Source organism: Pseudoalteromonas sp. 20-92, from assembly GCF_030847595.1.
Lineage (GTDB): Bacteria > Pseudomonadota > Gammaproteobacteria > Enterobacterales > Alteromonadaceae > Pseudoalteromonas > Pseudoalteromonas fuliginea.
This window is the reverse complement of record NZ_JANJGQ010000016.1, coordinates 78,384-104,458: the sequence shown is the minus strand read 5'-3', so window position 1 is coordinate 104,458 and position 26,075 is coordinate 78,384. Positions and strand designations below refer to the sequence as shown.

24 protein-coding genes and 2 pseudogenes are annotated in these 26,075 nt (G+C 39.6%); 11 read left to right on the top strand and 15 right to left on the bottom strand.

All coding sequences use genetic code 11. The annotated features are described in order from the left end of the window. Positions 1 to 174: 174 nt before the first annotated feature. The 6 genes and pseudogenes from NRL14_RS14045 to NRL14_RS14020 form a co-directional block, all read right to left on the bottom strand. Positions 175 to 579, bottom strand: a pseudogene (locus NRL14_RS14045) (transposase); the annotation flags it as partial. Between the two features lie 157 nt (positions 580 to 736). Beyond that, complete coding sequence (locus NRL14_RS14040) at positions 737 to 1,579, bottom strand: DUF4435 domain-containing protein (RefSeq protein ID WP_306724929.1); 843 nt, start codon at positions 1,577 to 1,579, stop codon at positions 737 to 739. Next, the gene (locus tag NRL14_RS14035) at positions 1,572 to 2,834 is read right to left on the bottom strand and encodes an ATP-binding protein (protein ID WP_306724928.1); all 1,263 of its coding nucleotides are present in this window, start codon (positions 2,832 to 2,834) and stop codon (positions 1,572 to 1,574) included. The genes NRL14_RS14040 and NRL14_RS14035 overlap by 8 nt, the downstream gene beginning before the upstream one ends. A gap of 131 nt (positions 2,835 to 2,965) precedes the next feature. Next, positions 2,966 to 3,577, bottom strand: coding sequence for a cold shock domain-containing protein (locus NRL14_RS14030; protein WP_306724927.1), 612 nt, complete (start codon positions 3,575 to 3,577; stop codon positions 2,966 to 2,968). A gap of 155 nt (positions 3,578 to 3,732) precedes the next feature. After that, positions 3,733 to 4,236 carry a DUF421 domain-containing protein gene (locus tag NRL14_RS14025; protein ID WP_306724926.1) on the bottom strand — a complete coding sequence of 168 codons (504 nt, stop codon included), beginning with the start codon at positions 4,234 to 4,236 and terminating at the stop codon, positions 3,733 to 3,735. Between the two features lie 91 nt (positions 4,237 to 4,327). Next, entirely contained in the window at positions 4,328 to 4,768 is a 441-nt protein-coding gene (locus NRL14_RS14020) for a GNAT family N-acetyltransferase (RefSeq protein WP_306724925.1), read from the bottom strand. Positions 4,769 to 4,890: 122 nt separating this feature from the next. Here NRL14_RS14020 and gloA point away from each other — a divergent pair, with 122 nt between their 5' ends. After that, positions 4,891 to 5,418, top strand: a complete 528-nt coding sequence (gene gloA, locus NRL14_RS14015; protein ID WP_306724924.1) for a lactoylglutathione lyase — start codon at positions 4,891 to 4,893, stop codon at positions 5,416 to 5,418. An 88-nt stretch (positions 5,419 to 5,506) separates the two neighbouring features. Here gloA and htpX read toward each other — a convergent pair whose 3' ends face one another. The 6 genes and pseudogenes from htpX to bioB all read right to left on the bottom strand — a co-directional run bounded on the left by htpX (position 5,507) and on the right by bioB (position 12,082). Beyond that, positions 5,507 to 6,370, bottom strand: coding sequence for a protease HtpX (gene htpX / locus NRL14_RS14010; protein ID WP_282130414.1), 864 nt, complete (start codon positions 6,368 to 6,370; stop codon positions 5,507 to 5,509). A 211-nt stretch (positions 6,371 to 6,581) separates the two neighbouring features. Continuing rightward, positions 6,582 to 8,164 (bottom strand): annotated as a pseudogene (locus NRL14_RS14005) (FAD-dependent oxidoreductase). Positions 8,165 to 8,285: 121 nt separating this feature from the next. Then, complete coding sequence (gene bioD / locus NRL14_RS14000) at positions 8,286 to 8,969, bottom strand: dethiobiotin synthase (protein WP_306724921.1); 684 nt, start codon at positions 8,967 to 8,969, stop codon at positions 8,286 to 8,288. A gap of 28 nt (positions 8,970 to 8,997) precedes the next feature. Then, complete coding sequence (locus tag NRL14_RS13995; protein ID WP_306724920.1) at positions 8,998 to 9,873, bottom strand: methyltransferase domain-containing protein; 876 nt, start codon at positions 9,871 to 9,873, stop codon at positions 8,998 to 9,000. Next, positions 9,870 to 11,027 (bottom strand): 8-amino-7-oxononanoate synthase, encoded by a 1,158-nt coding sequence (locus NRL14_RS13990; RefSeq protein WP_306724919.1) that lies wholly within the window; start codon positions 11,025 to 11,027, stop codon positions 9,870 to 9,872. Before NRL14_RS13990 ends, NRL14_RS13995 begins: the two co-directional genes overlap by 4 nt. 14 nt (positions 11,028 to 11,041) lie before the next feature. After that, positions 11,042 to 12,082: a biotin synthase BioB gene (bioB, locus tag NRL14_RS13985; protein WP_306724918.1), complete on the bottom strand. Its 1,041-nt coding sequence runs from the start codon at positions 12,080 to 12,082 to the stop codon at positions 11,042 to 11,044. Positions 12,083 to 12,176: 94 nt separating this feature from the next. Between bioB and bioA the strand changes: the two genes are divergently transcribed. From bioA to NRL14_RS13955, 6 genes are all read left to right on the top strand, one after another. After that, positions 12,177 to 13,478, top strand: a complete 1,302-nt coding sequence (gene bioA, locus NRL14_RS13980; RefSeq protein WP_306724917.1) for an adenosylmethionine--8-amino-7-oxononanoate transaminase — start codon at positions 12,177 to 12,179, stop codon at positions 13,476 to 13,478. Between the two features lie 171 nt (positions 13,479 to 13,649). Beyond that, positions 13,650 to 14,462, top strand: a complete 813-nt coding sequence (locus NRL14_RS13975; RefSeq protein WP_306724916.1) for a hypothetical protein — start codon at positions 13,650 to 13,652, stop codon at positions 14,460 to 14,462. After that, a complete protein-coding gene (locus NRL14_RS13970; protein ID WP_306724915.1) occupies positions 14,463 to 15,503 on the top strand; it encodes an extracellular solute-binding protein in 1,041 nt (346 codons plus the stop codon). Then, positions 15,503 to 17,002 carry an iron ABC transporter permease gene (locus NRL14_RS13965; protein ID WP_306724914.1) on the top strand — a complete coding sequence of 500 codons (1,500 nt, stop codon included), beginning with the start codon at positions 15,503 to 15,505 and terminating at the stop codon, positions 17,000 to 17,002. The genes NRL14_RS13970 and NRL14_RS13965 overlap by 1 nt, the downstream gene beginning before the upstream one ends. A gap of 14 nt (positions 17,003 to 17,016) precedes the next feature. After that, on the top strand, positions 17,017 to 18,033 hold the full coding sequence (locus NRL14_RS13960) for an ABC transporter ATP-binding protein (RefSeq protein WP_306724913.1): 1,017 nt from the start codon (positions 17,017 to 17,019) through the stop codon (positions 18,031 to 18,033). Between the two features lie 35 nt (positions 18,034 to 18,068). Then, positions 18,069 to 18,698 (top strand): Vat family streptogramin A O-acetyltransferase, encoded by a 630-nt coding sequence (locus NRL14_RS13955; RefSeq protein WP_306724912.1) that lies wholly within the window; start codon positions 18,069 to 18,071, stop codon positions 18,696 to 18,698. A 4-nt stretch (positions 18,699 to 18,702) separates the two neighbouring features. On the opposite strand, the gene NRL14_RS13950 is transcribed toward NRL14_RS13955, so the two are convergent. Next, positions 18,703 to 19,137 (bottom strand): AAA family ATPase, encoded by a 435-nt coding sequence (locus NRL14_RS13950; RefSeq protein WP_008133749.1) that lies wholly within the window; start codon positions 19,135 to 19,137, stop codon positions 18,703 to 18,705. A 297-nt stretch (positions 19,138 to 19,434) separates the two neighbouring features. On the opposite strand from NRL14_RS13950, the gene asnS reads away from it, so the two are divergent. Further along, complete coding sequence (gene asnS / locus NRL14_RS13945) at positions 19,435 to 20,832, top strand: asparagine--tRNA ligase (protein ID WP_002961230.1); 1,398 nt, start codon at positions 19,435 to 19,437, stop codon at positions 20,830 to 20,832. A gap of 140 nt (positions 20,833 to 20,972) precedes the next feature. Here asnS and NRL14_RS13940 read toward each other — a convergent pair whose 3' ends face one another. Both NRL14_RS13940 and NRL14_RS13935 read right to left on the bottom strand, forming a co-directional pair. Next, positions 20,973 to 21,899 carry an electron transfer flavoprotein subunit alpha/FixB family protein gene (locus tag NRL14_RS13940; RefSeq protein WP_306724911.1) on the bottom strand — a complete coding sequence of 309 codons (927 nt, stop codon included), beginning with the start codon at positions 21,897 to 21,899 and terminating at the stop codon, positions 20,973 to 20,975. Continuing rightward, entirely contained in the window at positions 21,900 to 22,649 is a 750-nt protein-coding gene (locus NRL14_RS13935) for an electron transfer flavoprotein subunit beta/FixA family protein (RefSeq protein WP_007375779.1), read from the bottom strand. Between the two features lie 221 nt (positions 22,650 to 22,870). Between NRL14_RS13935 and NRL14_RS13930 the strand changes: the two genes are divergently transcribed. The 3 genes from NRL14_RS13930 (at position 22,871) to NRL14_RS13920 (ending at position 25,953) form a co-directional block, all read left to right on the top strand. Continuing rightward, on the top strand, positions 22,871 to 24,517 hold the full coding sequence (locus tag NRL14_RS13930; RefSeq protein ID WP_306724910.1) for an electron transfer flavoprotein-ubiquinone oxidoreductase: 1,647 nt from the start codon (positions 22,871 to 22,873) through the stop codon (positions 24,515 to 24,517). Between the two features lie 132 nt (positions 24,518 to 24,649). Then, a complete protein-coding gene (locus NRL14_RS13925; RefSeq protein WP_007375777.1) occupies positions 24,650 to 25,114 on the top strand; it encodes an acyl-CoA thioesterase in 465 nt (154 codons plus the stop codon). 269 nt (positions 25,115 to 25,383) lie between these two features. Further along, positions 25,384 to 25,953: an outer membrane beta-barrel protein gene (locus tag NRL14_RS13920; protein ID WP_008133741.1), complete on the top strand. Its 570-nt coding sequence runs from the start codon at positions 25,384 to 25,386 to the stop codon at positions 25,951 to 25,953. Positions 25,954 to 26,075 lie beyond the last annotated feature (122 nt).

Genomic DNA, 26,075 nt, shown 5'->3' with positions numbered 1-26,075 from the left:
AAAAATGCACGACGAACACAGCGTGAAATACAGTGATAGTATTTTGTATCAACCAAACTTACTTGACGCTTTCTTGCGATAGCCATGAGACACTCTGCTTGTTTTTTGTACTAACCAAAGGCTAGCCTTTAATTTTGAAAAGTGCAAAATTTAGGATGGGTGTCATTGTTAATCGCTTGATAGACGCTCTCGATATTCCTTTACTGTTTGATTAAAAAAGATAAGCTCAACTTTACTTAGCCTTTCACCCTGTATGTACTTTTGCGTTAACAATGTGCCTTTACAGAGTTTATGCCAGCGAATAATAATCGCTTTATCATTCAGCCTATTTGCCTGTTTATCATCAACATACAACACTAAATGCGTGTGGTTACTCATAACGGCATAAGCACAGACGTCAATACAAAACACCTTGGCTAACTCAAGCAGTTTGTCTTCAACCCAGCCTCTGCGGTGCTCGTAAGATTGACCCGTAAAATAGTCTTCACCACATAAAAATGCACGACGCACGCAACGTGAAATACAGTGGTAGTACTTTGTATCAACCAAACTTACTTGACGCTTTCTTGCGATTGCCATAAGACACCCTGCTTGTTTTTTGCACTGAACAAAGCCTAGTACTCCGTTTCAAAAAGTGCAAAAATTAGAATGGGTGTCATATTTTTTTTGTAATTAGGATGGGTGTCATCCTAATTCTAATTCTGTTTTTTGTTAATCACCTTCATAAGTTTAATTACTAAGCGGCTATAGAAAGATTTTTGATTGCATCTGAATAATAGTTATAGTGTTTATGCTCTTCATCAAAATTATTTTCAAAAGCAAGTAAAAGTGATCCAAATAAGGCATCATTGGAAATACTTACTTTTGAATTAATTTGCTTTATGCTAGCTGAGATGAACTTTGATACAGCAGAAAATAAAAAATGTCCTCTTATAAAATCACTAAAATCTCTTGGTATTTCACCGATTAAATTTATTATTGTATCAATTTCATTTTGAGACACTGAAAAGCCAATATTTGCTATAAATTCATTCACTTTAATCTCACATACATCATGAGATTTTTTTGATTTTAAAAACTTAGAACAATTATCACCAACAACTGAAATACCCAAACCATTTAGCTCATTGTGGACATCATAAATGACTAGGTTCTTCATAATCCGAGTAAAATAACTTAGCCATACACCCAGCTCTTGACTAGGTATATTTTTAGCAGAAATTTTACCTACACTTCGAATTACTTTTAATATTGTAGATGGACAAATTAAAGAATTTTCAATTGCGTAACCATAAGTTCTTATTATATTGGGGTTGCGTAAATTACCTTTCAAAATTTCAAAATCACTATCACAAGCAATTACGCCTTGTAATTTACCTAACTCTAATTCCTCTATATATTTTGCTAGTTCATTTGAACCACCAACTTCTTGAACTTCAACTTTGTACTCAGCCAAACTATTAAATACGACTTCCCAGAAAGGAACATCATCTTCTCCTTCCACATAAACCATAACATCTGCATTATAAAACAAATGCACGATATTATTAGCATCTTCAGAGTGGTAAAAATCATCCATTTATAATTCGCTCCATATCGTAAATAGAATCTCTGTACTTAGATGCAACCTCTGGCGAGTGAGTTGCTGCTATAATTTGTGCATTAGGATTTAATTGCTTTATCGCAGGTATGATTTTTCTTTGCCATGAGATGTGTAAAGATAACTCTGGTTCATCTGTTAAAAATATAAATGGCTTTTTTCTTTGTAATAGTGTTTCTATGAATAATATTAATAGCTGTTTTTCACCTGAAGATAAACCATCATAACTGATCGCGTTATGCTCATTGTTAATAACTAAATTACCTCCATTAAATTGAAAAATTTTATCGGTGATAAAGTCTTTTATTATTTCCAAAAAAAGATCTATTGGAGAAAAAATATGCGATGTAATTTCTTCTGCAATTAAAGACATTTTAATTATTTTTTGAGTCTTCCTTAAAGCTTCAAGTGAAGCAAAATCTATTTGAAAAGAAGATTCCCCTTTATTCTCTTTTTTTAATTCTGCAACGGTTTCATCAATTTTCATGACATGAAAGTTTATTTTTTTTCTAACATCTGAATCCATTGCATTCAGTTGGCTATATGCAGAAATCAAACTTGATTTTTCTTTATCTTTGTCAAAGTCTAACGCATACCCCTTCGTCTCAATATCTTCTTTAGAATAAAGAATTGATGCTAAAACATCTTTTTGAAGTGATGTAGCCACTTCTCTAGCTTGCTGCGATAGATCAAGTTGGTAATGTGTTAAGCCACGTAGTAATTCTGTAAGACGGTGATCAACTGGTGCGACAGCTCTAGCACCGTGCTTATCTCTTATTTCATAATCTTGACCATTCCGAAGCCTATAAACAGATAGAGATGATAACGAAACTAGTTCAGATAGTATGCGCCTTAGTTCTTCAGACTCTTCATGAGCTTTTCTTCGATGATGCACAGCAAAGCGCCTATCTTCTGCTGCTATGATCCTAACATTATATTTAGATTGTGATATTTGGTATTCCATTGTTAAAAAAGGAACATTGTCATTCTCAATTTTGCTAGCTCTTATAGTCTTTTGTTTACCATTTTGAGTTAATCTAATTTCAACGTAACTAAAATCGTTATCACTAATGCCATCTACGTCTACAGATAAAACTGAATATAGTATGTTCATAAACGTTGTCTTACCAGTACCATTTTTACCTATAATGATATTTACGTCTTCGTTAAATTGGCAAGTTGCATTAAATCTTTGCCAGAAGTTATCAATTTTTACACTTTGAATTTTATACATAGTTAAAATCTACACTTTATTATGAAAATGATGTACTTACGGACGCTTAGCGCTAAGCTAAGCTAAGCATTCAATAAAACTTATCTTAAGCCTAAACCTTTATAACTAAAAGGCTTATAACTACCCTAGCTTTAAAAGCGTGAATCCCTCTCACATGGGTCACCATCTCTATCGCCATCCATTTTTGTGTACGGGCAGTTATTTATAAAAAATACCGCCTCTGAACGTGAGGTCATTTGGCTACAGTGCTGCCTGCCATCACAGGTAAAGTTTTGTGAGTTTTGAGGAATTACAATTTTTGGGTATTGCTCATCAAACGTGGTTAAATCGGAGTTGGTGGATAAATCATTGGTGATAATGGGTGTTTGGCTGCTTGAGTGAGTGTTGTATTTATTAATTGTATAAAAGCAAAGGGCGGCAATAAGCGCAATTGAGGCAACTTTACCTAAAAAGCTACTGGCAAAATTAGATTTGGCAATGCGATGCGGCTGTTGTTTGTGTTTTTGGTAAGGTGCTTTTAGTAATTTAAGCTCTGCAACGCCTTCTATGCGGCAGTTAATTGCTTTGGTTTTACCGTCGGGCTGTGTTGCCACTTCAAAGTAAATAGTGTCGCCAACTTTTGGCTTACGGCTCATGTGCTTGAGCGCTGATATGTGTATAAACGTGTCGTGTTCTAGGGTGTCTGATTTAATAAAACCAAAACCTTTGTCGGTTTTCCACGACTTTAACAATCCTTTGTTCATTTATCCACCTGTTCTGCTTAAGCTGCAATTTACGCAAATTCCATTTAGTTAACACTTGTTATTATACGTTCCATAATTAAAACCATGCAACAAGTAATATTATTTACAGTTATTTTAAACCTTCAAATTATTGGTATTTGTCACCGATTAAATAGCTAAAAAACATCACTTAACGCAGTTTTAGAGTCACTGTTACTGTGAGCCATTACACTAAAACTGCCGTCTGTTTCGAGCACGACTGCGGCTACATCTTCAATGGCTAATATGCCTGCACCACGAATAGCAGCGCGAATTTCTGATTTAGTTACCCGCTGCGATTTAAGTGCAGCAGTGCAGTATTCACTATCACTCAGTAAAAGCGTGGGTTCTGCTTTTATAAGCGCTGCAAATTTTGATGAGCGCATACTAAGCCACGTAATAACATATTGCAGCCCTATTAATACGACAAAGGCAAGTATGCCCTCAGCTAAAGGGATACTTTTAGAAATAATAACAGACGCCAATATAGAGCCCAGCGCAATGGTGACTATAAAGTCGAACACGTTCCACTTTGAAAGCGTACGTTTACCCGATATACGCAGCCAAAACACCAGTGCTACATAACCCAGTACACATATTGTAAGTACACGTAATAACCCCTGCATATCATCATAAAACATAGTGGTTCCTTGCTATTAAAGGTGGCAATTAGCTTTTACTTATAACCCTTCATGGCGCTAAGTTAAATAACGATGAATAAAGTGCCTGCATTTACTTTGTTAGTTGTTTTACAAACTTAATTTTGCTTTGCTCTGTGCTTTGTTTATCAACGTAGCCACAAACGAGATAACCATTAGTGATGAGCATAGTGAGCATTTGAGGAAACCGGTTCATAGATTTAACGTGTATATTGGTAAAGCCTTGTTCACGAGCCCACTTTTCTTGTTGAACAAGTAATTTTTTAGCAATACCTAATCGACGATAGTTAAAGTGCACCCCGCCAAGCCAACTATAAAACTGTGTATTAGATAGCTCATAGCCAATTTTAAAACCAACTAATGTATCTTCTTTATGTGCTACTAATATCAATGCTTTTTTGTTTTCTAAACGGTTCCGTAAAGTGTCACTATCAATGGTTGTTAGCAGTTCAGGGACATATTCACTCACTGCGGTTATATCTTCAATGGTGCCTGTAGTTATAGTTATAGCCATAAAATTCCTTGTTTTTTATTATATGATTTGACCTAGACAGTTTAAATTTAAACTACGGTTGATTATGATGGTTTAAGCATTATATCTTTATTTTCGCTTTATCATTTTTTGAAAGGATCACCATGTCTAACTATAACGAATCTCCAGAACAAGTTGCACAGGCCACTCATGGCTTTGTTATGCAACAAACTATGTTACGTATTAAAGATCCAAAGCCGTCGCTTGAATTTTACCAAAATGTATTAGGTATGAAACTGTTAGGTAAGTATGATTTTCCTGGTATGAAATTTACGCTTTACTTTTTAGGCTACGAGCAAGAATTGCCACAAGGTGATGATAAAACTAAAGCAGAATGGGTGTTTCGTCGCCCTGCGCTAATTGAGCTTACTCATAACTGGGGCACTGAAACCGACGACAGCTTTGAGGGATACCACAGTGGTAACCAAGAACCAAAAGGCTTTGGCCATATTGGTATTAGCGTACCAGATGTTTATGCGGCCAGTGAACGCTTTACAAAGTACGATGTTGAGTTTGTTAAAAAACCAGATGATGGCTCAATGAAAGGCTTAGCCTTTATTAAAGATCCCGACGGCTACTGGATAGAAATACTGTCTGCCGAAGGTATTACTGAAATTATTCTTTCTCAATAATTATTCTTTTCAATTGCTAAAATATTACGGATAAAAAAAGCCTGCTAAAAAGCAGGCTTTGGGTATGTAGCAAGTAATGCTTAAAACATTACTTACGTAGTGCGTCTATTCGTGCATCGAGCGGTGGGTGCGACGAAAACAACTCAGCAACACCTTTGCCACTTGCAATACCAAAGGCCATCATTGAGCCTTCTAATTGCGAAGGATGGTTTTGCTTTAATCGCTCAAGAGCTGAGCGCATTTTATCTGCACCTACTAATTTAGCTGCGCCGCTGTCGGCTGCAAACTCACGCTTACGGCTGTAACTTGCAACTACTATGCTTGCTAGCACGCCAAATAATACTTGGAATAACATATCGAATAAGAAGTATGTCCAGCTACTGCCGCCCTCTTCCTCATCGCTATTAATAAAGTTATCTACAATGCCTGCCAGTACTTTTGCGGCAAATATTACAAAGGTGTTTACCACGCCTTGTATTAGCGTAAGCGTTACCATGTCGCCGTTAGCAATATGCGATACTTCGTGGGCAAGTACGGCTTCGGCCTGATCTTTGGTCATGTTGTGCATTAAGCCTGTGCTTACTGCCACTAACGAGTTGTTTTTACTTGGGCCCGTTGCAAACGCGTTCATTTCTGGGCTGTCGTAAATAGCCACTTCTGGCATTTTAATACCTGCTTTTTGTGCTTGCGCAGATACCGTTTGTACAAGCCAATGTTCGGTTTCGTTTCGAGGCTGCGTAATTACATGCGCGCCTGTTGATTTTTTAGCGATCCATTTCGACATAAATAACGAAATAAACGATCCACCAAAACCAAATACGGTGGCTATAAGTAAAATTCCGCCAAGGCTACGATGGCTTAAGCCCAGCGCACTCATTATTATTGAAAGCACTACACCTAATACCAACATAACCGCTAGGTTAGTTAATAAAAACAAAAATACACGTTTCATATTGTCCTCACAAAAATAGGTTTGATCACCGAACGTAACATTAAATTAGGTTAAAGCAATCACTGCGTCATGACACACTATGTCATAACATTAGCGCTATTCTGTGACAAACTATGTCATAACACAAGTGTTATTTATGTGTTTATTGATAATTTTTTTGAGAGGAGTTTTATAGCCAATTTAAGACTGACATTTCTCTATAATCAGTTTATTACAAGCTGTTATTTAGCTCTGCCATATCAATTGGAAAACCACGCTCGTGTGCCAATATGCGCGCAACTTCGCCAATATTTTCGCCGCTATTATGTTTAAGGTAAGACCATTGATGGGTACTGCGGTGATGATTTACAGCAGGATCGCTGCTTATTATTCCTAATTTTATAAACTCACCCACTATTTGATCGGCAGCGATTAACGTTGACGATGCTTTAACATTTTCGGCCCGTGCGTAGCAAATATGCGAATATAAACTGACATCGGCTACGCGCAAGGTGTCGTCATCACCCGGGATTTGTTGCCCGCCAAACAAGGCATTATTTTGTGTATTAGCAGTTTTAAACGCAGGGACAAACTCGGCTACATACTCAATTGCTGTTTGAGTACGTGTTTGCAATGCTGCTTCATCCCAGCCATCTTTAATATAATGCAGGTATTTATTGGGAAGTTTAGGTTGTGCGCTCATTGGCGTGGCATCAGCTAAGCCATCATTAAACAATGTAATGTTGTTAGTCATTCCATGTATTTGAAAGTAACCATTAGGGTAAGGGGTTAACTGCGCCATACCTTCTGGCGTACCACGGTTACCATAAATAATAATTTCGGTATTTGCCCACCAGCACCTTGCCAATGAGTAATGTAAGAGGCTTTAAATTCAACCATGCGTTTTACATCTACCCCAACCAAGTCGTCAATAATACCGGTTTGAAAACCACACGCATTAATTAGGTAATCTACCTCAATGGTTTGTGAATCGGCTTGTGTATCGGTTGAAGTATCAGGTTGTTCATCAAGGCTTGGCTCTGATTGGTATTCAATGCGCCATTTAAGTGTTTGCTTATCATTATTGGTATTTATAACTGGCGATACGTTTTTAACACTGGTGCTTGTTAAAACATAAGCGTGTTTGTACTGTGCAAGGGCCAGTTGAGCACTGGCCGATAAACGAAAAATATTCCAGCCATATTCTTGGGCAACAATTAGCGGAAACTTTAGCTTATTTAAATCTAAATGCTTAGCCACGGGTATCATCCACTCATCTAATGACGTGGGCTTGGCTACTTGTTTTTGTTTAGCAAGCTTTAGCATTTGCTCATAACTATATAACTGATAATAATGCTCTGGCTCGCCTAACACTTTATTAGCGCTGTCTTGCTCTACAAGCTCGCTGTAGGCTTGTGTTAATTTATTTAAACGCGGAAATAAATCCTCGGGTGCGTCGTCATCGCGCTTAGGCACTGCAAATACTGTGGGGCGAACATCGATGGTGTGAGGATAAAGGCGAGCAATATCTATACATTGCTTGAGTAAATCTATGCAGTCTTCGTCGGGTATTTCACGATATAAGTTGCCACCTGCGTGCAAATGGCACATTGGAGGGCCATCAATTAACGACTTTTTCTTTTCAAGCACATAAGTCTCTAACCCTAACGCAGCAAGTCTAATGGCTATTGTGGCGCCAGCTGTGCCTCCACCTATTATACCTACGCGTTTTTTAGGTAAGCCATAGTTTAGTGCTTTTGGCTCAGCGCTTACGTGCGCATCTGGGGCGTAGTTTTCAATAAATGGGTGCGTCATATAGTCGTTATGTCCTTAGTAACATTGTTTTTGAGCAAGCTATGTATTTATAAACGTTTATATGTGTACTAAGGCTGACTATTTCAAGATTTACCTAAAAAAGTAAATCTTTTTAAACCACTTAAGTGTTTATAGATAACGCAATAAGCAAGCTTTTGTATATTTGTAACTTAGGAGTTTGCTCGCTGTAGGGGCTTATAGCAAGTATTGGAAACGGTAAACGTGCTTTAAGTGAATCAAGGTTTGCTTGGTATTCGTCCATATTTTTATCTACTTGGTTTGCAATCCAGCCAACGCAGTTTATTCCCATACTTTGCATATGCGCAGCGGTTAGTAACGCATGATTTAAGCAACCTAGCTTCATGCCAACAACAAGTATTACCGGCATTTGCTCTGCTTTAACCCAGTCGTATAAATAATCGTTTTTATTAATAGGTAATGCCCAACCACCCGCACCTTCAGTAAGGATAATGTCAGCGCCCTGTTGTTTTACGTTTTTATAAGCATCACTTAGTTTATCAATAGTAATACTAACTCCAACTTGCTCAGCGGCTATGTGCGGCGCAATAGGGGGTGCAAACGCAAACGGATTTACTACGTCGTATTTAGCGCTCACTGTTGCGCTTTCCATTAGTATTAGAGCATCGGCGTTTACTAGCTGATCGAATGCCATTTCGCAGCCAGCAGCAAGGGGTTTAAAACCAATAGCTGGTTTTTTATGTTGGGCAAGTAACTTTAATAGCAAACTGGTAACGTGGGTTTTTCCGGCATCGGTGTCGGTGCCTGTTATAAAAAATTCTTTCATGCGTTGCCTTTAATGTCTTTGGGCTTATTTAGTGTTTTTCTAATGATAACAGCACCACATGATAAGACACACACGCTTTATTATTTATAAGCGGATACGCACTGCATACTTTTTTAAGCGCCGATTTGGTAAGTAACCCTTGGCGCGTATTGGTATGATTTTGCGTAGTTGCCCCTATAGCTTTAATTGAAGCAATCGCTTTTAAAGGTGTTGTGTATTCATCGGTGTAAATATGTTTTTTAGCGCTGTTAATAGTAAACCCTGTATTTTGGACTGATTGGTTTATATACAATTCACTATTAAAAGTATTTATGTGGCTGTTTGAATCAAGCGCTGCAAAAGCTGTTTTTATTTCGTTTAGTGAGCCCTCTACCACAGTGCTTATGTACGCCTGCCCGCCTGGTTTTAATATGCTATAAAGTGATTGCATTAAAGCCGAAAAATTAGCAGACCACTGCACTGCAAAGTTACTGTAAATAACATCAACACTATTTGCTTGCAGCGGTAAGTTATCCATATCGGCGCATATTTTAGCTGTGGTTAAATCACTACTTTGCAGCATGTTTAAACTTAAATCTATTGCCACAACGCTTGAAAACATGCTTTGTAAGGTATGTGTATTAACAAGCGGGCCTGCGCCTAAATCAACGCATACCTTATTTTTATTAAAGCCTGGTTTTATAAGTGCAAACAGATCGCTCGCAGCGTGTTTTTGTACATTTGCATGGGTGTTATAATGCTCAGCTGCTTTTGAAAACTTACTTTGGGTGGACTTTTTAAGCTCCTTGCTTAGCTCTTTATCCAATTCGCTAGTTAACTCTCTATTTAACTCGCTACTCACTAGGCACGGTTTTACAAGTTGTGTTTGCATTAAATCTGTTTTTAATACTGGCTGAGCAGTCATGCTATTGCACCTACTAAATGCTTCACTAAGTGCATTATGTCTTGCTCGGTATGTGCGGCGGTTAAAGTAATGCGCAAACGTGAGGTGTTATGTGCCACTGTGGGCGGTCTAATTGCAGTGAGCCAAATACCCTCTTGCTTAAGTTTATCTGCCGCTTGCAACGTTTGCTCAGCGCAGCCTAATACAATGGGCTGTATGGCTGTGTTTGATTCCATCACAGCAATATTATGGCTTTTAGCGAGTTGCTTAAACAATACAATATTGGCATTAAGCTTATCGCGTTTATCATCAGCTGTTTTTATGCTTTTAATACGCGCAAGTGTGTGGCTTACCATTAGCGGCGACATAGCAGTTGAGTACGTGTAATCGCGGTTAAACTGCAGCATGTATTCAATAAACTGTTTATTGCCTAATACACACGCGCCACTACTAGCCACTGATTTACCAAAGGTAATGACTAATATATCTGGAAGTGTAATGCCCTCTTCTAAAAGTACTTCGCAACTGCCTAAACCTGTTTTGCCTAATGCACCAAAGCCGTGTGCGTCGTCAATCATTAGCCATGCGTTGTGCTGTTTTGCAAGTGCGAGTAATTCTTTAAGAGGCGCGGTATCGCCATCCATCGAAAACACGCCTTCGCTTATAATAAGCTTGTTTTGCGCTTTTGATTTTTCGAGCCGTGAACGTAGGTGGTTTAGGTCGTTATGATTAAAACGCACTAAAGCGGCGTTAGAGTGCATAGCCCCGTCAATCAAGCTTGCATGATTTAACTTATCTTGAAAAATAGCGCTGTTTTGTGCAGCGGCTTTATCTTGAAACAACGCTTTAATTACGCTGCTATTTGCACTAAACCCTGAGTTAAGCAACATGCCTGCGCCATAACCAAATTGCTCGCATAAGTATTGCTCAAGCGCTTTTTGTTGCGCCTGATAACCTGTCACTAATGCAGAGCTGTGACTCCCTAATGCGTGGGAGTCATTAAGGTTAACAACCACGTCACCAAAGCCTAAGTAGTCGTTACTGGCAAAATTAAGGTAGGTTTTGTCATTAACCGTTATGGTACGCGCTGTAGCATACTCTACTACTTGGCGTTTACGAAGCAGTGCATCTTGCAGGCGAGCCTGTAGATGCGTTTTTATAAAATCAAAAGGCATAAATATAAAAAAGCCTACGCTTCGTAAAACAATTCAGAGGTTGCTTTGTCGGCTACTTGCGATGAAAGCGAGGCTTCTACTGCTTCGTCTGAATAGTCGTGACGCTTTTCTGGGTTCATGCCTAATTTTTTAATTAGGTTCATATCGGCATCAGCGTCTGGGTTTTCGGTGGTAAGTAGTTTATCACCATAAAATATTGAGTTAGCGCCTGCAAAAAAGCACATTGATTGCATTTGCTCGTTCATTGCATTACGCCCCGCCGATAAACGTACATAACTGTGTGGCATCATAATGCGCGCTGTTGCTATGGTACGTATAAATTCAAAATGATCTAAATCGTCTGCGTTTTCAAGCGGTGTGCCTTTAACTTTAACCAGCATATTAATAGGCACGCTTTCTGGCTGTTGTGGCAAATTAGCTAGCTGCATAAGTAGTCCAAAGCGGTCACTTGCTTGCTCGCCCATACCGACTATTCCGCCCGAGCATACTTTCATACCGGCATCGCGGACGTGATCAATGGTATTTAATCTATCTTGAAAAGTACGGGTTGATATAATTTGCTCGTAATACTCAGGTGACGTGTCAAGGTTATGATTATAGTAATCAAGCCCTGCGTCTCTAAGCTCATGGGCTTTTTCGTTTGTGAGTTTACCCAGCGTCATACAGGTTTCTAGCCCTAGCTCTTTTACTTCTTTAACCATTTGTGAAATGTATGGCATATCTCTGTCTTTTGGATCTGACCATGCAGCGCCCATACAAAAACGCGTCGCACCTTTTTGTTTTGCAAGGCGTGCTTGCTCTACTACTTTTTCTACTTCTATTAAGCGCTCGCGTTCTAAATCTGTTCGGTAATGCCCCGACTGCGGGCAGTACTTACAGTCTTCTGGGCAAGCGCCTGTTTTAATTGATAACAACGTAGAAATTTGCACTTCATTTGGATTGAAGTTAGCACGGTGAACCGATGCGGCTTTAAAAAGTAAATCGTTAAATGGCATTTCAAATAATGCTTTAACTTCAGCGTGGGTCCAATCGTGACGAACAGGCGCAAATTCCATAATACTCTCTTATTTTTTTCTCAGCGGTGATATTGGCTTAGTCTACGAGTTGAAGTACCATTGTCAACGAAGCCCACCAAGTTAAAGTTTACATATGACTAAAAAGAATACGATTGACCTTGATTTTGATCGTGAGCACATTTGGCACCCATATACATCGATGACTAAGCCAATTCCGGTATACCCTGTTACACATGCAAATCACAACATTATTTACCTTGAAACTGGCGAGCAATTAATCGATGGTATGGCCTCCTGGTGGAGCGCAATACATGGCTATAACCACCCAGTTATAAATAACGCAATGATTGAGCAAATTAATAATATGAGCCACATTATGTTTGGCGGTATAACGCATAACAGCGCAGTAGAGCTTTGCAAAAAAATAGTAAATATAACGCCGCCTAGTTTAACTAAAGTGTTTTTAGCCGACAGCGGATCGGTAAGTGTTGAAGTAGCAATAAAAATGGCGCTGCAGTATTGGTTAAGCCAAGGCATTACAACAAAACAAAAACTAATGACGCCTTACAAGGGCTACCATGGCGACACCTTTGCAGCCATGAGCGTATGCGACCCCGTTAACTCAATGCATAGTTTATATTCAGGCTTTTTACCTGAACACGTTTTTGTACCTGCACCGGTTAGTCAATTTGGGGGCGAGTTTAACCAAGCTGAAGCTCAAGAGCTTGAAGAATACTTTAAAGCAAACCATAACCAAGTAGCCGCCTTTATCATTGAGCCAATAGTACAAAACGCCGGTGGTATGAACTTTTATCACCCTGATTATTTAGCCTGCGTACGTAAATTGTGCACCCAATATAACGTACTGCTAATTTGCGACGAAATTGCCACAGGCTTTGGCCGTACAGGTAAATTATTTGCTGTAGAGCACGCCAATATAGAGCCCGATATAATGTGTATTGGTAAAGCATTAACTGGCGGCTCAATGACGCTATCGGCCACTATCACTAGCAATAAAATAGCCATTGGCATAAGCGAAGGTGAAGCAGGTGTTTTAATGCACGGCCCTACGTTTATGGGCAACCCGCTTGCCTGTGCTGCGGCCTGCGCAAGTATTGATTTGTTACTTGAACAAAACTGGCAACAACGAATAAAGCAAATAAATACCCAACTACAACAACTTAATAAATGCAGTGAACTAGAAGCAGTTGCCAATGTACGTACCTTAGGTGCAATAGGTGTTGTTGAACTAAACGAGGCTGCGGACAATGTTGATGTTGCTAAAATTCAAGCTTATTTTGTAAAGCAAGGTGTATGGATACGTCCATTCGGTAAACTAATTTACCTTATGCCACCGTATATAAGTGATGATGCAAGTTTAAAAACACTGTGTGATGCCATTTATAATGCTATTAAAGGCAAGCATTACGCTTAATAGCCGGTCTCAATATATTCTCTTAATACAGGTTATAGCGCTATTTGCTGTAACCTACCGCTACATTTAGTGTTTTTATCTATTAAGCGAGTTTGTGGTTATTGATCTCGTTAACTATTAGCTATATGATAATGTCTATCATTTACAATTACCTTTTTGGACTCTTTTGCTATGAAATTACTATTTAAACCAGCCAAAACTTTAGGCGCAAGCCTTTTACTAGCCTCGGCATTTATGGCTCAACCAGTATTAGCTAACGGCCCTATTGGCGAGCATGTTAATCATCTTCAAGCTAACCTTAAAAGCTACACCGAAGAAGTAGAATGGATGGTAGGCAAAGTTGATACCATGGTAAGCGACTACGATACTAAAGGCGCAAAAGCAGTAAAAACTGATGATTTAATTGAATATTGGGAATCAGTTAAGTTTCACAGCGCAATAGAAACTAACTTTGTACCAGTATACGCTTCTATTTGGCAGGGTCTTTATGGCGTAAAAATGGCCATTGATAATAAAGAGCCTGCTGAGGAAGTTCGTAAACAGCAAAAAGCGATGAACATAGCCTTGTGGCAAGGCCTTGGGGCTGTTAAGCTTGCTGCAAAATTCCAGCAAAAAGGCTTGTTAGACACTGTAAAAGCAACCGCTACAACTCAAATGACACAAAGTGCCACAATTGATGAAATTAAGCACAAATTAGACCGTGTAGTAGCTAAATTTGCTGAGCGTTTACGAGACGAAGCAACTGAAATTGTTCACGATACTTATCTGCACCTGTTTGAAGGCGTTGAAGGTACACTTATTGAACAAGATGCAAAACTAGTTGAAGTGCTGGAAAAAGACTTTAACGTAACACTGCCACAAGCCATTAAAAACAGCAAAAGCGTAGACGAAGTACGCGATGTGATCAGTGACATGCAAACAAAATTAGACCGCGCTAAGGTTTTAATAGAAAAAGCCGAAAAAGCTCGTAAGGATGTATTTTAAGTGAAGCGTAGGACCTTTATTCAAGGCCTAGCTGCGTTAGGGGTGGTTGGCTCATTGCCGCTGCCTCTTTCTCGTGCGCTAGCCGCTGATATAGCAAACCCTGTTTCTGTTGACGATTTACCAAAGCTTAAAGGCGAGTTAACCCTTTATTTAGGCCGAGGCGAAGGTGGTTTGTATGAAAACGTATTACAAGCAATCCAGAAAAAAAATCCAGACTTTAAGTTAGGCATTCGCCGAGGTCCTACTGCTGCTTTAGCAAATACCATTGTTGCAGAAGCTAAAGCCGGCGTTAAACGCGCTGATTTATTTTGGGCTGTTGATTCAGGCGCGATTGGTTTAGTAACCGATGCTGGCCTTGCACAACCTATCCCAGGTGATTTATCTGCTCAGTTACAACCACAATTTAGATATAAAGAGTGGGCACCAGTAACTGGCCGTATTCGTACATTGCCATATAACACGTCGCGTTTGACTAAAGATCAAATTCCAACAAGTATTATGGAAATTGCCGACAGCGATTTAAGTATTGGTTGGGCACCCGCCTACGCTTCTTTTCAATCGTTTGTAACCGCAATGCGAATTTTAGAAGGCGACGACAAAACCGCTAAGTGGCTTAAAAAAATTCAAAAACGTGCTAAAACATACGCTGGAGAATTAGGCGTTGTTATGGGCGTTGAACGCGGTGAAGTTGATATTGGTTTTGCAAATCACTATTACACATTGCGTTTAAAATCAGGCAAGCCTGATGCTAAGCTTGATTTAGCATTTACACAAAATGATGCGGGCTGTTTAGTTAATGCATCGGGTGTATTAGCGCTTAACGATGATCCGCTTGCTACTAACTTTATGCGTTACTTACTAAGTAAAGAAGTACAAGGTTACTTAGCCAGTGAAGCGTACGAAATTCCGTTAGTAAATGATATTACCCAACCTGAGGGTTTACCGTCACTTGCTAACATTTCTCCACCTAAAGTAGATTTAACACAGCTAGCTGATTTACGCCCTACTATAGATTTGATGCGAAGCAGCGGCGTATTGTAATGAAAATACCTGCCTCTTATCCAATGGCGCTGCTTGCAGCGCTTGTTGCGCTTACCCCTGTTTATGTATTAATTGTGCTTGCAAGCGATGCAAGCTCAGTGTTTGACACCCACAACCTGCAAATTTTAGGTAACACGTTATCATTAATGGGTTTAACGGTACTCGGATCTATTTTAATTGGTGTGCCACTGGCGTTTATTAGCGCGTATGTGCATTTACCATTTAAAAAGCTCTGGCTGGTTGTATTTGCAGCCCCGCTGGCAATTCCCAGTTATATTGGCGCATTTACACTTTATGCTGCTTTTGGCCCCGGTGGCGAAATAAACACCTTAACAGGAATAGAAACACCATCAATGTATGGCCTAACAGGTGCCGCCATTGTAATGACGCTTTATACCTTCCCGTTTGTAATGATGACAACTCGCTCATCTTTACTGAGCCTTGACGCAAGCATGGTTAATGCCGCGCGAACGCTAGGCATGTCGATGACACAAAGCGTGTTTAAAGTAATATTACCGCGCGTAATTAACGGTATTGCAGCAGGCTCATTGTTAGTCGCGCTTTATACGTTATCAGACTTTGGTACGCCCGCAATGATGCGCTTAGATACCTTTACCCGCGTAATTTATGTTGAATACAACGCCTTTGCGCTAGGGCGCGCTGCAATGCTTTCACTTCAGCTGATGGTTATTGTTGGCTTTTTACTTTTAGTTGAATCACAAATAAAAACAGCGCCTGAGCGCCATGGTCGTCCGTTAATTTTATTTCCAAACAAGTTACAGTTAAGTGCATTGTTTGTTACGTTTGCACCTGTTTTACTACTCGCTATTGGCTTGCCTTTGGCTATATTTTCGCTTTGGTTAGCTCGTGATGGTTTTAGCTCATTTGATTTTAATATTGCGTGGAACTCTACGTATGCATCGGGTATTGCGGCAATTGTAGCTGTTATCGTTGCGATCCCCGTTGCGCATGCCGCACTGAGTGGAAAAGCGGGTCGTATAATGGAACGTGTTACTTACTTTGGTTTTGGTATTCCGGGTATAGTAATGGGCACAGCGCTTGTTTACGGTGGTTTGCAGTTACCGTTTTTATATCAAACACTGGGATTGCTTATTATTGCTTATATGCTGCGATTTTTACCACTTGCTGTAGGCTCTGTTAGAACAAGCACCGAACACTTAGATCCAAGCTTAGTAAAGTCTGCGCGCGTATTAGGGGCAAGCCCACGTGAAGTATTTACTCGTATAACACTGCCTTTAACAATGCGCGGTATTATTGCCGGTGCAGCACTGGTGTTTTTAGAGTCAATGCGCGAACTAGAAGCCACGCTACTACTTGGTCCAACAGGGTTTGAAACCCTCTCTACCTATTTATGGCGTGTATACGAAGCGGGCTATTTTGGTCGCGCCGCTATTCCTGGATTATTGTTAGTAGTGATATCTGCCTGCGGGTTAGCTATTATGATGTCTGGCGAAAAACGCAACCAGTTCGAACATTAAGGATTTAAAAAACAATGCTATCTGTAAGTCAGTTGTCTATAGATTATGGCAGTAACCGCGTAGTAAGCGATTTAAACTTTTCGCTGGGTGAAAACGAAATCCTTATGCTTGTAGGACCAACAGGTTGTGGTAAAAGTACAATTTTACAAGCCCTTGCTGGCCTTATACCTATTAGCGAAGGCGAAATAAACACGGGTAAATGGCGCGCTACTCCCAAATTAACACTACCTCCTGAAAAACGCAGTGTAGGTATGGTGTTTCAAGATTTTGCGTTATTTCCGCACTTAACCGTACAGCAAAACATTTGTTTTAGATTAAAAGATACAGCCCCTGCTGAGTATTGGATAAACCTACTTGGACTGAACGATTTTAGAGATAAAAAACCAGCAACGCTTTCTGGCGGACAAAAACAGCGTGTAGCACTTGCGCGCACCCTTGCCCACCAACCTGATTTTGTATTACTTGATGAGCCGCTTTCAAACTTAGATGCCGCTCTTAAAGACATGCTTCGTTGGGATATTAGAAACGCACTTAAAGCTGCTGGCGTACCGGCGATTTGGGTAACACACGACCAAGAAGAAGCACTCTCAGTTGGCGATCGCGTTGGTGTGCTTAAAGGCGGAAAAATTCAGCAAATCGATACACCAGAGCGCTGCTTTAGTACCCCAAACAATCGCTTTGTGGCACGCTTTTTAGGTGAAGCCAGCTTTATTAGCGGCCAATTTAGCCAAGGGCAAGCCACTACCTCAATTGGTAATGCGCCAGCTCATGGCGTTGACTGTGAAAGTGGCGACGTTGATGTACTACTACGCCCTGACGATGTATTGCTTGTACAAAGCAGTGTTGGTAATAACGGCGAAGTGATTTGGGTACGCTTTGAAGGTGGCAGCCGCTTGTGCGCTGTAAAACTTGCGTGTTCTACGGTGGTAACTAGCAGAGTAAGCCATGAAGTTGTGGTAAACCCTGGCGATGAAGTGCATGTATCACTAAGCACATCGCACCCACTAGCCGTTTATAAATCTATAGATTAATATCTATACCTAACTCAAAATTAAGAGGAAACCTCATGAACGGACCAAACCCCAATAATCCTTCACCAATGGAAGGTTTTCCTCAAGTAGGTTTTTTAAAAAACTATATTACTTCTATCAATATTGAAGTAGGCGATTATACATATTATGACGATCCTGATGGCCCTGAGAATTTTGAAAAAAATGTGCTTTACCATTTCGATTTTATTGGGGATCGTCTGATCATAGGTAAATTTTGTGCGATAGCTAAAGACGTTACTTTTATAATGAATGGCGCTAACCATCAAACTTCTGGATTTTCTACTTATCCATTTTTTATATTTGGTAATGGCTGGGAAAAGTTTGTACCAAAATCAAATGATTTACCCTTTAAAGGCAATACAGAAATTGGTCATGATGTTTGGATTGGTTATAACGCTACAATTATGCCCGGGGTAAAAATTGGCAGCGGCGCTATTATTGCCAGTAAATCAGTTGTTACCTGCGATGTACCTGCTTATAGCGTTGTAGGTGGAAATCCCGCTAAAGTGATAAAAACCAGATTTGACGATAAAACAATAAATACGCTGCTAGATATAGCTTGGTGGGATTGGAACAATGAAAAAATCACTGCTCATTTAGATGCCATTACACAATGCGATATAAAAGCCTTATCTAATCTCTAAGTGATTACCACTCAAACATGTACGCCATTTTACTTATTGTTTTTAGTGGGATGTGATGGGAGTTGCGTTTAGCGTATAAATGCTGCATTGATTTGTCTTTCACTTCACCCACTATCACTTCTTTTACTTGATAACCTAAAGCGATAGCCGCTTGCGAATACGCTACAAACTCCCACTTTTTAATATTAGTGTTATCTACAATTACCAAAGGAGTGCCTTGGGAAAGTGCATTTATAAAACGCGCTAAATTTAAATTATGAAATTGCGGTAATTTAAACTTATCGAAATGATACTCGCCTTGCTCATTAATAAAGTAATCATCTGTTGAGCAAATTAGGTACTGGCTTTCGTCAGCGCCGCCTAATTCGTCGGCAAGGTTTTGCGCGTAATAAGACTTACCACTTCCAGGTAGTCCACGTAATATAAAAACTTGTTTCATAGCATCGATTTTTTAAGTGTGAATAAAAAGAAATTTAATTAGTTTGTTAATAATGCCACAAAATCACTAAATTTGAGAGTAACAAATAACATTAGAAGTAATAAACCCTCTAAAACTGCTTAAAAATAAACCGCATGCATAAAAACTTTTAAAGAGTTGCCCACAATAGTTTTTTTATTTAACTTTACTAGGTAAGATACAGGGTTCAAGTGCAGCGCCGTTTATGTGAAATTTATGCCCGAGTGTTGCGCACAGTTAAAATAAAATAGTTAGGCAACTTATATCATTGGAGTGAAGATGAGCCATTTAGCGATTTCAGAGCTATTAAAAGGCAATGTTGCGGTAGACAGCCAAGTAACAATTAAGGGCTGGATCCGTACTCGCCGCGATTCAAAAGCAGGAATTTCATTTTTAGCCGTTCATGACGGTTCGTGTTTTGATCCTATTCAAGCGGTAGTTCCTAATTCACTGAATAATTATGATGAAGTTACTAGCTTAACAGCCGGTTGTTCTGTGTCGGTTACTGGTGTTTTAGTTCAATCTGCTGGCCAAGGTCAATCTTACGAAATTCAAGCTAACTCAGTGACTGTGTTAGGTTGGGTAGAAAACCCAGATTCATACCCAATGTCGGCAAAGCGCCACAGCATTGAGTACTTACGTGAGCACGCTCACCTTCGCCCTCGTACAAATATGATTGGCGCGGTAACTCGTGTACGTAACTGTTTAGCACAAGCTATTCACCGTTTTTACCACGAGCAAGGCTTTTACTGGATCAGCACGCCAATTATTACGGCAAGTGACTGTGAAGGCGCTGGCGAAATGTTCCGTGTATCAACGCTTGATATGCAAAACTTACCACTTACAGACAAAGGCGATGTTGATTACAGCGAAGATTTCTTCGGTAAAGAAGCATTCCTTACTGTATCTGGTCAGTTAAATGGCGAAACTTACGCGTCTGCAATGTCAAAAATTTATACATTTGGCCCTACATTCCGCGCAGAAAATTCAAATACATCTCGCCACCTTGCAGAATTTTGGATGGTAGAGCCTGAAGTAGCGTTTGCTGATTTAGAAGATATAGCAAAACTGGCTGAAAACATGCTTAAGTATGTGTTTAAAGCGGTACTTGAAGAGCGCCGTGATGACATGGAATTTTTTGCACAACGTGTAGAAAAAACCGCAATTACGCGTTTAGAAGAATTTGTAGATAAAGACTTTGCACAAGTTGATTACACAGACGCTGTAGAAATCCTTAAAAACTGTGGCAAAAAGTTTGAGTACGCTGTTGAATGGGGCGTAGATTTACAGTCTGAGCACGAGCGTTACTTAGCTGAAGAGCACTTTAAAGCACCGGTAGTTATTAAAAACTACCCACGTGATATTAAAGCATTCTACATGCGCCAAAACGAAGACGGTAAAACCGTTGCCGCAATGGATGTTGTAGCACCTGGTATTGGTGAGATCATTGGCGGTTCACAACGTGAAGAACGTCTTGATGTACTTGATGCACGCTTAGAAGAAATGGGCTTAAACAAAGAAGATTACAGCTGGTACCGCGATTTACGTAAATACGGTAGCGTGCCACATTCAGGCTTTGGTTTAGGCTTTGAACGCTTAGTTGCTTATGTAACAGGTATGGGCAACGTACGTGACGTTATTGCCTTCCCTCGTACTAAAGGCAGCGCAACTTACTAATATTTAGTAAGATGTTTATAAATACTAAAAACCAGCCAATTGGCTGGTTTTTTTGTGTCTTGAATTAACCGAATAAAAAAGCCGCAGCACTCAAAGAGCACCACGGCTTTCAACCAGAATAAATTTTGCTCGATTAAGCGTTATAAAGCGCCTTCAAGCTGTGGCAGTACTTCAAATAAGTCAGCCACTAAACCGTAATCAGCGACTTGAAAAATAGGTGCATCGGGGTCTTTATTAATCGCGACGATTACTTTTGAGTCTTTCATGCCCGCTAAATGCTGAATAGCACCGCTAATCCCCACGGCAATGTATAAGTTAGGCGCTACAATTTTACCGGTCTGCCCTACTTGCATGTCGTTAGGTACAAAGCCTGCGTCAACTGCTGCGCGCGACGCACCAACAGCTGCCCCGAGTTTATCGGCAATACCGTTTAGTAATGCAAAGTTTTCGCCGTTTTGCATACCGCGACCACCCGATATGACCACACTAGCTGCTGTAAGCTCAGGGCGTTCTGATTCGGTTTGCTCAACACTTACAAAGCTGCTTAATTGCGAATCTGATACTGTATCAATGCTTGTTAAAGCAACAGCTGATTGCTCACCTTGTAAATCAAAGCTACTGGCACGTACGGTAATTACTTTTTTACTGTCGAGTGATTTAACCGTGGCGATTGCATTACCTGCATAAATAGGTCGTTTGAATGTATCGGCGTCCACTACTGCGATAATTTCAGAAATTTGCGCAACATCTAATAGCGCGGCAACACGTGGCATAAAGTTTTTGCCCGTTGTAGTAGCACTTGCAACAATGTGGCTGTAGGTGTCGCTAAGTGATAACACTAAATCGCTCATGCTCTCAGCTAATTGATGTTCATAAACCCTATTATCAGCAACTAAAACATTAGCTACGCCATCAATGCTGGCAACTTGTGAGCTCATTGCGCTTAAGTTGTTACCTGCAATTAGTATATCAATAGGAAAACCCATTTTTACTGCGGCGTTAATAGTTTTTGAGGTTTCTGGTTTTAAGGCACCGTTGTCGTGCTCTGCAATTACGAGTGTTTTCATTTAAATCACCTTTGCCTCTGTTTTTAATTTTTCTACAAGCTGTGCAACGTCTTCAACAATAATTCCTGCGGTGCGTTTAGCTGGCTCTTCAACACTTATTAATTGAATACGCGGTGTTAAATCAACACCAAGCGAATCTGCTGCTATTACTTCAAGCGGCTTACGTTTGGCTTTCATAATATTTGGCAGTGATGCGTAGCGAGGCTCGTTTAAGCGTAAGTCGGTTGTAACAACTGCCGGTAAATTAAGTGCTACCGTTTGCAGCCCGCCATCAACTTCGCGGGTTACGTTTACTTTGCCATCTTTAATAACCACTTTTGATGCAAATGTACCCTGCCCACGATTAGTAAGCGCAGCGAGCATTTGACCTGTTTGATTATTATCTGAGTCAATTGACTGTTTACCTAAAATGACAAGTTCAGGCGTTTCTTGCTCTACAATTTTAGCGAGTAGCTTTGCAATATGAAGTGACTCGAGCTTTTCATCAGTTTCGATGTGAATGGCTTTGTCAGCACCCAATGCTAATGCTGTGCGTAATTGTTCTTGTGATGCTTTAGGACCAATAGTTACGGCAACCACTTCACTGGCTGTGCCGGCTTCTTTGAGGCGAATTGCTTCTTCTATGGCAATCTCACAAAACGGGTTCATTGCCATTTTTACGTTGGTTAAATCAACGTCGCTGTTATCACTTTTAACGCGTGCTTTTACGTTGTAATCAATCACTCTTTTTATTGGTACGAGAACTTTCATAGGAACTCCATAATTATTTAAACCTACAAGGTAACGTGCACGTCAACCTATTTATTTTATGAAATTAGACTACTTCCTGTTGACGTAAACGTCAACCTAAAATAACCTTTAACTATTCACAGTCTGTAACGTTTAATTTGCAAGGTTAAAAATAGGCTGTACACCTTATTTAAATGCTTAGTAAACATTGAAATAAGTCCGTCATAGATAAAGAGGTTATTATGGTCGAACGTGAAACCATGGAATTTGATGTAGTAATTGTTGGTGCAGGCCCTGCTGGGCTTTCAAGTGCAATTAAACTCGCGCAATTAGCACAAGAAAAACAACAAGAGTGCATGATTTGCGTAGTCGAAAAAGGTTCGGAAGTAGGTGCACATGTACTCTCTGGGGCTATTTTTGAAACCAAAGCTTTGGATGAACTACTACCTAATTGGCAAGAGCTTGGCGCACCGGTTACAACCAAAGTAACTAACGATGAAATTTATTGGTTTAACAACGAGCAAAAAGCGACATCAATCCCCCACTTTGCTACACCAAAAACATTTCATAATGATGGTAACTACATTGTATCTATGGGTAACGTGTGTCGATGGCTTGCAGAGCAAGCTGAAAACTTAGGCGTCGAGATTTTTCCAGGATTTAGCGCACACTCTTTAATAATTGAAGATAAAGCAGTAAAAGGGATTATTACTGGCGATATGGGCGTAGACAAAGACGGTAATGAAAAAGACGGTTACATGCCTGGCATGGAGCTTCGTGCAAAATACACTATTTTTGCAGAAGGTTGCCGTGGTCATTTAGGTAAACAATTAATTAATGAGTTTGCACTTGATGCAGGTTCATCGCCGCAGCATTACGGTTTAGGCTTTAAAGAAATTTGGCAAATTGATGAAAGTAAACATGAGCTTGGCAAAGTTGTTCATGGTACAGGTTGGCCACTTAGCGGCGATACTAATGGTGGTGCATTTATGTATCACAGTGAAAAAAATCAAGTCGTTGTTGGTTTAATTGTTGATTTAAATTACGCAAATCCACATTTGAGTCCGTTTGATGAGTTTCAGCGAATGAAACACCATCCAGTTTTTAAAAACGTACTTGAAGGCGCTGAACGTATTGCTTACGGTGCGCGTGCTATTGCTAAAGGTGGCTTGCATTCATTACCAAAAATGCATTTTGCTGGTGGTTTACTTGTAGGGTGCGATGCAGGCACACTTAATTTTGCAAAAATTAAAGGTAATCACACAGCAATGAAATCGGGAATGATTGCCGCTGAGGTTATTTTCGAAGCGCTGAAAAATGAGTTAGCAAATACCGATTTAACTAAATACCAGACAGCGTTTGAGCAATCGTGGGCATATAAAGAGCTATATCAATCTCGTAACTTTGGCCCTGCAATGCACAAACTTGGTAAGTTTATAGGTGGTGCGTATAACACGCTTGATCAAAATATTTTTAATGGCGGTTTACCGTTTACATTTAAAGATAGTACGCCCGATCACTCTACCCTTGTTGATGCAAAAGCTGCTGACAAAATTGCGTATCCAAAACCAGATGGACAACTTAGCTTTGATAAACTCTCAAGTGTGTTTTTATCAAATACTAACCACGAAGAATCACAGCCTTGTCATTTAAAGCTTAAAGATGCGTCAATTCCTATTAACGTAAACCTAGTTAAATTTGATGAACCCGCACAACGTTATTGTCCTGCTGGCGTTTACGAAGTACAAGAAATAGCAGGCAATAAAGAGTTTGTTATTAATGCCCAAAACTGTGTGCACTGTAAAACTTGCGATATTAAAGACCCCAGCCAAAACATTACGTGGGTAACACCTGAAGGCGCTGGTGGACCAAATTACCCTAATATGTAACTAAATTATGCGTCGTATAGTTATATAACTACGTTTTTTACATATAAATTATAAACATATCCTAAATTGCAGGGGCTTCGGCCCCTTTTTTGCGCTATGCTCATATGCAGTATTAATAAATGAGTAATATCTATGCCGTCGTCAAAAGTTGTTTTTCGTTTTTTAGCAGAGCCTACCGATGTAAATTTTGGTGGTAAAGTTCATGGTGGAGTCGTCATGAAGTGGATTGACCAAGCTGGTTATGCATGTGCAGCTGGCTGGAGTGGTCATTATTGTGTGACTGTGTCAGTTGCTGGGGTTAAATTTAGACGTCCAATATTAGTAGGGCAAATTGTCGAAGTAGAAGCTAAAATAGCGCATACCGGTAAAACAAGTATGCAGATATTTATTCAAGTACGTTGTGGCGATCCAAAAACACAAAATATGGTTGAAACAAATCACTGTGTTATAAGTTTTGTCGCAATGGATGAAACGGGTTATCCAGTAGAAGTGCCTGAATTTAAAGCTGTGACAGACGAAGATTTAAAATTAGAAAACTACGCTATTAAAATGAAAGAAATAGCAATTGAAACTGAAAACCTGTTACACAATGTATAACTTTTAGCTGTTCTGTAAATTGAAAATGTAGCTGTGTAAAAAACTCATGTTGTCTTGTAAAACGTACAAAACTGCTTAGAAAACAAATCACTACAAAAGCTCGCGTTGCTTAAAAACCAAACAACCCCTTGCGATAACCAGTACTAAAGTAGGTATTGTGAGGGGTTTTTACTTGTTTTTAAAATTGGCATGTTCACTGCACTTATTAAATTGAAGTTTGATTGACTTAATCGAACATTAATTTTTAATTTGTAAAGGAGCTATTCACAATGATTAAAACACTTTCTCTTTCTGCACTTGCATTAGCAACACTGGGTTTTAACACAGCAGCACACGCTGATATTTCTGATTTTGATTCTCCACGTATTTATACTGGTATCGGTTACGGTCAATATTCTTTTGAGTTTGAAGACAGTGACAACGACACTGACTTTGACGACGATGCACAAATGCTCAAAGGGTATGTTGGTACTCAATTTAACGAGTACTTAAGCTTAGAGCTTGCTTACCAAAACTTTGATGAAGTTAGTGACATAGACAGTAAAGCTGAGATTGATGGCGTATCACTTGCCGCACGCCTAGGGCTTCCTCTATCTGAAAGCTTCACTGTATACGCAAAAGGTGGTTGGCTTGAATGGGACGCAGACTACACACAAGACCTACCAGTAGGAAGTATATCAACCTCTACAGATGGTGGAGATGCGTTTTACGGTGCAGGTATTGAATATGCGCTTACAACAAATGTTCAATTTCGTTTAGAGTATGAACGTTACAAACTTGACGATGATATTGATCCAGACATGGATGTAGCGTCTGTATCAGTTCAATACATGTTTTAATGAGTCTTTAACATGTATTAACAGGGTAAGCTTAAGAGCTTACCCTTTTATGTTTTAAGGCCTGCTAATTTTCATCATATAAACCAAGCAGTCTATAAATAATAAACTTATTCACATTAATG

Excerpts from the sequence above, each read along its gene's own strand:
- NRL14_RS14040 (WP_306724929.1), bottom strand. The coding sequence starts at position 1,579 with ATGGATGATTTTTACCACTCTGAAGATGCTAATAATATCGTGCATTTG.
- NRL14_RS14035 (WP_306724928.1), bottom strand. The coding sequence starts at position 2,834 with ATGTATAAAATTCAAAGTGTAAAAATTGATAACTTCTGGCAAAGATTT.
- NRL14_RS14030 (WP_306724927.1), bottom strand. The coding sequence starts at position 3,577 with ATGAACAAAGGATTGTTAAAGTCGTGGAAAACCGACAAAGGTTTTGGT.
- NRL14_RS14025 (WP_306724926.1), bottom strand. The coding sequence starts at position 4,236 with ATGTTTTATGATGATATGCAGGGGTTATTACGTGTACTTACAATATGT.
- NRL14_RS14020 (WP_306724925.1), bottom strand. The coding sequence starts at position 4,768 with ATGGCTATAACTATAACTACAGGCACCATTGAAGATATAACCGCAGTG.
- gloA (WP_306724924.1), top strand. The coding sequence starts at position 4,891 with ATGTCTAACTATAACGAATCTCCAGAACAAGTTGCACAGGCCACTCAT.
- htpX (WP_282130414.1), bottom strand. The coding sequence starts at position 6,370 with ATGAAACGTGTATTTTTGTTTTTATTAACTAACCTAGCGGTTATGTTG.
- bioD (WP_306724921.1), bottom strand. The coding sequence starts at position 8,969 with ATGAAAGAATTTTTTATAACAGGCACCGACACCGATGCCGGAAAAACC.
- NRL14_RS13995 (WP_306724920.1), bottom strand. The coding sequence starts at position 9,873 with ATGACTGCTCAGCCAGTATTAAAAACAGATTTAATGCAAACACAACTT.
- NRL14_RS13990 (WP_306724919.1), bottom strand. The coding sequence starts at position 11,027 with ATGCCTTTTGATTTTATAAAAACGCATCTACAGGCTCGCCTGCAAGAT.
- bioB (WP_306724918.1), bottom strand. The coding sequence starts at position 12,082 with ATGGAATTTGCGCCTGTTCGTCACGATTGGACCCACGCTGAAGTTAAA.
- bioA (WP_306724917.1), top strand. The coding sequence starts at position 12,177 with ATGACTAAAAAGAATACGATTGACCTTGATTTTGATCGTGAGCACATT.
- NRL14_RS13975 (WP_306724916.1), top strand. The coding sequence starts at position 13,650 with ATGAAATTACTATTTAAACCAGCCAAAACTTTAGGCGCAAGCCTTTTA.
- NRL14_RS13965 (WP_306724914.1), top strand. The coding sequence starts at position 15,503 with ATGAAAATACCTGCCTCTTATCCAATGGCGCTGCTTGCAGCGCTTGTT.
- NRL14_RS13960 (WP_306724913.1), top strand. The coding sequence starts at position 17,017 with ATGCTATCTGTAAGTCAGTTGTCTATAGATTATGGCAGTAACCGCGTA.
- NRL14_RS13955 (WP_306724912.1), top strand. The coding sequence starts at position 18,069 with ATGAACGGACCAAACCCCAATAATCCTTCACCAATGGAAGGTTTTCCT.
- NRL14_RS13950 (WP_008133749.1), bottom strand. The coding sequence starts at position 19,137 with ATGAAACAAGTTTTTATATTACGTGGACTACCTGGAAGTGGTAAGTCT.
- asnS (WP_002961230.1), top strand. The coding sequence starts at position 19,435 with ATGAGCCATTTAGCGATTTCAGAGCTATTAAAAGGCAATGTTGCGGTA.
- NRL14_RS13940 (WP_306724911.1), bottom strand. The coding sequence starts at position 21,899 with ATGAAAACACTCGTAATTGCAGAGCACGACAACGGTGCCTTAAAACCA.
- NRL14_RS13935 (WP_007375779.1), bottom strand. The coding sequence starts at position 22,649 with ATGAAAGTTCTCGTACCAATAAAAAGAGTGATTGATTACAACGTAAAA.
- NRL14_RS13930 (WP_306724910.1), top strand. The coding sequence starts at position 22,871 with ATGGTCGAACGTGAAACCATGGAATTTGATGTAGTAATTGTTGGTGCA.
- NRL14_RS13925 (WP_007375777.1), top strand. The coding sequence starts at position 24,650 with ATGCCGTCGTCAAAAGTTGTTTTTCGTTTTTTAGCAGAGCCTACCGAT.
- NRL14_RS13920 (WP_008133741.1), top strand. The coding sequence starts at position 25,384 with ATGATTAAAACACTTTCTCTTTCTGCACTTGCATTAGCAACACTGGGT.